Origin of the sequence: Pseudomonas sp. AFG_SD02_1510_Pfu_092, assembly GCF_003331055.1 — a bacterium.
In the GTDB taxonomy this organism is placed as follows: domain Bacteria; phylum Pseudomonadota; class Gammaproteobacteria; order Pseudomonadales; family Pseudomonadaceae; genus Aquipseudomonas.
The window spans coordinates 1-5,413 of the sequence record NZ_PUQD01000109.1 but is presented as its reverse complement, the minus strand read 5'-3'; the positions used below and the strand labels follow the sequence as shown (position 1 = coordinate 5,413).

The 5,413-nt window shown below is 64.5% G+C and carries 4 protein-coding genes; 2 read left to right on the top strand and 2 right to left on the bottom strand.

What is annotated here, in order from left to right; genetic code table 11:
* Window positions 1-141: 141 nt before the first annotated feature.
* Window positions 142-2,067, bottom strand: coding sequence for a transglycosylase SLT domain-containing protein (locus tag C6A77_RS24885; protein WP_114172000.1), 1,926 nt, complete (start codon window positions 2,065-2,067; stop codon window positions 142-144).
* Between the two features lie 221 nt (window positions 2,068-2,288).
* Between C6A77_RS24885 and C6A77_RS24880 the strand changes: the two genes are divergently transcribed.
* A complete protein-coding gene (locus C6A77_RS24880; RefSeq protein WP_114171999.1) occupies window positions 2,289-4,217 on the top strand; it encodes an ATP-binding cassette domain-containing protein in 1,929 nt (642 codons plus the stop codon).
* Between the two features lie 125 nt (window positions 4,218-4,342).
* Here C6A77_RS24880 and C6A77_RS24870 read toward each other — a convergent pair whose 3' ends face one another.
* Entirely contained in the window at window positions 4,343-4,783 is a 441-nt protein-coding gene (locus tag C6A77_RS24870) for a universal stress protein (protein WP_114171998.1), read from the bottom strand.
* A 110-nt stretch (window positions 4,784-4,893) separates the two neighbouring features.
* Between C6A77_RS24870 and C6A77_RS24865 the strand changes: the two genes are divergently transcribed.
* Complete coding sequence (locus C6A77_RS24865) at window positions 4,894-5,331, top strand: hypothetical protein (RefSeq protein ID WP_114171997.1); 438 nt, start codon at window positions 4,894-4,896, stop codon at window positions 5,329-5,331.
* Window positions 5,332-5,413: the final 82 nt, after the last annotated feature.

Sequence of the window (5,413 nt, the reverse complement as noted above, 5' to 3'; positions counted from 1 at the left end):
GCGGGTTGGCGGGGGTATTTTCTGTAATCGCTGTGTTCCCTGGGCCGCCCCCTGGGCGGGCTCGCCCGCTCCCACAGGGTTGTGGAAATACCTGTGGGAGCGGGCAAGCCCGCGAAGAGGCCGGCACAGGCTCAGCAACCATCACATGTCATCGAAATACCGCTCATGCCAGTCCACCAGCGGCTGCGGCGAGTTGAGCTTCTGCCCGTAGATCACCGAATACGACAGCACGTTCTGCACATATTGGCGCGTTTCGTCGAACGGGATCGACTCCACCCACACATCGAAGCTCAGGTGCTTGGCGCCTTTCAGCCACTGCCGCACGCGCCCTGGGCCGGCGTTGTAGGCTGCCGAAGCGAGTACCCGGTTGCCATTGAACTGGCTGTGCACCTGGCTAAGGTACGCCGCGCCCAGCTGGATGTTCTTGTCCGGGTTGAGTACCTGCGCCGGGGAGGCCAGCGGGATGCTGAACTTGCGCGCGGTTTCCTTGGCCGTGGCCGGCATCAGCTGCATCAGGCCGCTGGCGCCCACCGGCGAACGGGCATCCTCCATGAATGCGCTTTCCTGGCGGGTAATGGCGAAGACCCAGCTCGAATGCAGGCCGCGGACCTTGGCTTCACGCACCAGGGTATCGCGGTGGGCCATCGGGAAGCGGATGTCGAGGTCGTCCCAGTACTGCGCCTGGCTGATGGTGCGAATGGCCGGGAAGTACCAGCGCAGGTCATAACCCAGGCGGGCCTGGGCGACCATTTCGTCGCGGCTGAAGTGGCGGCTGACGTGATACCACTCGCGGCGGCCTTCGACGATCTGGCCGCGGGCATGAAACTCCAGGGCACGGCGAATGCCTGGGGTGTTGCGTACCTTGTTGACCAACTGCGGGCTCAGCAGCAGCGGCTTGTTGTTCAACTGGTAAGGCGTCTGTGCCCGGTCAGCGGCAAGGAAGCCATAGAAATCACGCTCGCGGGCGACGGTCTTGTACAGCAGCGGCACCTGCGGGTTGTTCGGCTGTGCCAGCTCCAGGCTGCGCGCCTGCCAGTATTTCCAGCGGCTGCTGCTGGCCAGGTCTTGCGGCAGGCGGCGGGTCAGCTCGTAGGCATCCTCCCAGCGGCCCAGGCGCAGAAGCAGGCGCAGGCGCCACTCGCTGACGGTGTTGTCACGCAGTTCGGGGTCGTAACGGGTCATCAGCTCGAGCGCGCGCGGGTCGTAGCGGCGTGCCAGGGTCAGGCCGATTTCGCGGGCGATGGCGACCTTTTCGTCACGGGAAAAATGCATGCGCTGGGCGTAATCGTCGAGCAGCGCCATGGCCTGGTCCGGGTCTTGCCGGGCCAGGCGGCGCAGGCCGAGACTGACCACATCGGACATGGCTTCGTTGGCCGGGGTGAAGCGCGACGGCTGCTTGAGCAGTTCGGGTTTCTGCGCCACATCGACCAGCAGGCGCCCCTGCGGGCCGAGGGTGGTGAGGGTCTTGACCAGGTTGTTGGCCAGCCCGTAGTTGCGCGCCTGGGCCGCCAGCTTGGTCCGCTGCCAGCGCTTGGCCTCGGTCAGCTGGCCTTCGGCCGCCCACATGCCGAACAGCGTGTCGCAAGTGGCCGGCTGCGACTTGCCGACGTTCCACAGTTTTTCCGCTGTGGCGTAGCCCTCGGCGCGCAGGCCGTGGCTGAGCTGGTACTGGCCGTTGAGGCAGTCCAGTTCGGTAAAGTTGAGCTTGGGGTCGTAGTACTTGACGAAGGTGTCCCACTCGCCGCGTTCGGCCAGCCAGCGCAACCAGCGCAGTTTCATCCAGTTGGCCTGTGGCAGGTCGCCGTGCTTGGCGAGGAAGCCTTCGATTTCCTGGTTGCTGGCGCTTTTCAGGCGGGCGGTGAGTTCGTCATAGGCCAGATAGGGCGTCAGCGGGTAGTCGCCGAGGGCCTGGGCATAACGCAGGTAGGGGCCTTTGTCGCCCTTGGCCAGCGCACGCTTGGCCTCGTCATAGTACTGGCGTTGCAGGGTAAGGTCGGCGGCCTGCGCGGCGCAGGTGGCAGCGCTGAGCAGCAGGCAGGAAGCAATTTGTAACAGGCGGCTGCGCATGATACGTCCGGGCAGTTGAACCATGGGGAAGTGACGGCGGAGCCAGCACTGATGGAAGCTATTGCCCTAGCTTAGCTGTTTGCCGGCGGCGGGTGAAAGCACTGTGCTTGTATCCGGATATTAAGTTCGACCGGATGTCGCAAAGCCTGCGTCGGCTGGCCAGGCGGATGCCGTCGCAGGCCAAGTCAGGTAGAATGCGCGCCCGATTTATGGAGACCAACATGACCCTGCTCAAATTCAGCGATGTGTCCCTCGCATTCGGTGCCATGCCGCTGCTGGACCACGTGTCCTGGCAGATCGCTCGTGGCGAGCGGGTGTGCATCATCGGCCGCAACGGCACCGGCAAGTCGAGCATGCTGCGCCTGGTCAAGGGCGAGCAGAAGGGCGACGACGGCGAAATCTGGCGTGCCCCGGGCCTGAAGATCGGCGAGCTGCCACAGGAGCTGCCGGTGGCCGACGAGCGCACGGTGTTCGATGTGGTGGCCGCCGGCCTGGATGGCGTTGGCGAGTTGCTGGCGCAGTTCCACCACCTGAGCCTGAATATCCAGGGCGACGAAGACCTGGAAAAGCTCATGCACGTCCAGCACGAGCTGGAAGCCCGTGACGGCTGGCGCCTGCAGCAGGTGGTGGAAAGCACCCTCAGCCGCCTGCAACTGCCGGCCGACAAGACCCTGGCCGAGCTGTCCGGTGGCTGGCGCCGCCGCGTGCTGCTGGCCCAGGCGCTGGTGTCGGAGCCCGACCTGCTGCTGCTCGACGAGCCGACCAACCACCTGGACATCGGCGCCATCGCCTGGCTCGAAGAGGCCCTGCGCAGCTTCAACGGCGCCGTGCTGTTCATCACCCACGACCGCTCGTTCCTGCAGAACCTGGCCACCCGCATCCTCGAACTGGACCGCGGTGGGCTGATCGACTGGAACGGCGACTACGCCAGCTTCCTGGTGCACAAGGAGGCCGCGCTGGCCGCCGAAGAAACCGCCAATGCGCTGTTCGACAAGCGCCTGGCCCAGGAAGAGGTGTGGATCCGCCAGGGCATCAAGGCCCGCCGTACCCGCAACGAAGGCCGCGTGCGCGCGCTGAAGGCGCTGCGCGTGGAGCGTAGCGAACGCCGCGAGCGCCAGGGCAAGGCCAACATCCAGATCGAGGCGGCGGAAAAGTCCGGCAAGCAGGTGATGGTGCTGGAAAACGTCAGCTTCCATCACCCTGAGGGGCCGATGCTGGTCAAGGACTTCTCCATGGTCCTGCAGCGTGAGGACCGCATCGGCCTGCTGGGCGCCAACGGTACCGGCAAGACCACCCTGCTCAAGCTGATGCTCGGCGACCTGGAGCCGACCTCCGGCAAGGTCGAGCGCGGCACCAAGCTGGAAGTGGCCTATTTCGACCAGATGCGTCACCAGCTCGAGCTGGAAAAGACCGTGATCGACAACCTGGCCGAAGGCCGCGATTTCATCGAGATCGACGGCCAGAACCGCCATGTGCTGAGTTACCTGGGCGACTTCCTGTTCAGCCCCCAGCGCGCCCGTACGCCGGTCAAGGCGCTGTCGGGTGGCGAGCGCGCGCGGCTGCTGCTGGCCAAATTGTTCAGCAAGCCGGCCAACCTGCTGGTGCTCGACGAACCGACCAACGACCTGGATGTGGAAACCCTCGAGTTGCTCGAGGAAGTGCTGTCCAACTACAAGGGCACCGTGCTGATCGTCAGCCACGACCGGGCGTTCCTCGACAACGTCGTCACCAGCACCCTGGTGTTCGAAGGCGAGGGCAAGGTGCGTGAGTACGTCGGTGGTTACGAGGACTGGATTCGCCAGGGCGGCTCGCCGAAGCTGCTGGGCGTGACCGAGAGCAAGGGCGGCAAGTCTGCGCTCAACAGCGCGGTGGTGGAGAAGGTCGAGGCCAAGCCGGCGCCAGTGGCTGCTCCGGTGGCCGAAGAAGCCTCGAAAAAGAAGCTCAGCTACAAGCTGCAGCGTGAACTGGAGATGCTGCCAGGGCAGATCGACGCGCTGGAACAGCGCATGGCCGAGGCCCAGGAAGAAGTGAATGCGGCGGGCTTCTATCAGCGGCCGATTGCGGAAACGTCGGCGGTGCTGGCGAAGATCGAGAAGCTGCAGGCCGAACTGGATGTGCTGGTAGAGCGCTGGGCCGAGCTGGAAGGCTGATCGGCGTCAGCCTGTGCCGGCCTCTTCGCGGGCTTGCCCGCTCCCACAGGTCCTCCACAGCTTTTCAGCTCCGTGCAGTCCCTGTGGGAGCGGGTTTACCCGCGAAAGGGCCGGTACAGGTCAAATCATTCTTTTTTCTGCAGCCTTACCGCCAGCACATCGCACGGCGCGCCATGCAGCACATCATTGGCTGTGGAACCCAGCAGCAACGCCAGGCCGTGACGGCCATGGCTGCCGACCACGATCAGGTCGCACTTCTGGTCCTTGGCCAGCTGGTGGATTTCCTGGCGCGGCTGGCCATAGGTCAGGTGCGAGTCGCCGCGCTGAATGTCCGGGTACTTGTTGAACAGGCGGTCCATGCGTTCCTTGGCCTGGTCGAACTGTTGCTGCTGCAGTTGCGACAGGTCCATCGGCACATCGCCGCCGAACGCCATGGCCATCGGCTCGACGATGTGTACCAGGGAAACCTTGGCGTTCGACGGTGCGGCCAGTGCCATGGCGCGTTTGATCACCGGGTCGCATTCTTCGGTCAGGTCGACGGCGACCAGAAGATGTTCGTAGGACATGAGCGGAACTCCTGACAATCGCAATAGAACAAGTATGGTCGCTTTCGGGCGGGTCTTCCGTGAAAAATGGCTAACCAGCTCATTTGCAACGTTTTATGGGAACTACTGATATGACGGTATTGCTGGTGGTGTCAATCCTTGCGCTGATTCTCAGCCCGCTTTCCTGGTTGCGCACCTCGCGCAAGCAGAGCGAGCAGATGAAGTTGCGCCTGGAGGCGCGGCGCATGGGCCTGGCCATGCAGCTGGCGCCACAGCAATGGCCGCACTGGCTGGAAAGGCAGCCACCGAGCCCGTGCCCGCAGTATCACCGGGCACGCCGCCGTGGCCATGAGGACAGCTTCTGCTTCTGGCAGATCACCCCGGGCGTGTGGTGGAACAAATGGCGTGAACCCTGCGAGGACCCGCGCTTCCTGGAGCCGCTGGCGCGCCTGCCGGCGAGTGTCTACAAGGTCGAGGCCGATGCCCGGATGATCGCCCTGTACTGGACCGAGCGGGGGGATACGGCTGTATTGCAGGATGTTGCCTACGTCCTCGAAACCCTGGCCTGAGTTCTAGCGCGTAGCGCGGCCCCTGTGGGAGCGGGCAAGCCCGCGAACACCGGCGCAGCCGGTGCCAGCCACCGCGTTGAAT

What these genes read in the sequence shown, in the direction of transcription:
- C6A77_RS24885 (WP_114172000.1), bottom strand. Translation starts at nt 2,067, where the DNA reads ATGCGCAGCCGCCTGTTACAAATTGCTTCCTGCCTGCTGCTCAGCGCT.
- C6A77_RS24880 (WP_114171999.1), top strand. Translation starts at nt 2,289, where the DNA reads ATGACCCTGCTCAAATTCAGCGATGTGTCCCTCGCATTCGGTGCCATG.
- C6A77_RS24870 (WP_114171998.1), bottom strand. Translation starts at nt 4,783, where the DNA reads ATGTCCTACGAACATCTTCTGGTCGCCGTCGACCTGACCGAAGAATGC.
- C6A77_RS24865 (WP_114171997.1), top strand. Translation starts at nt 4,894, where the DNA reads ATGACGGTATTGCTGGTGGTGTCAATCCTTGCGCTGATTCTCAGCCCG.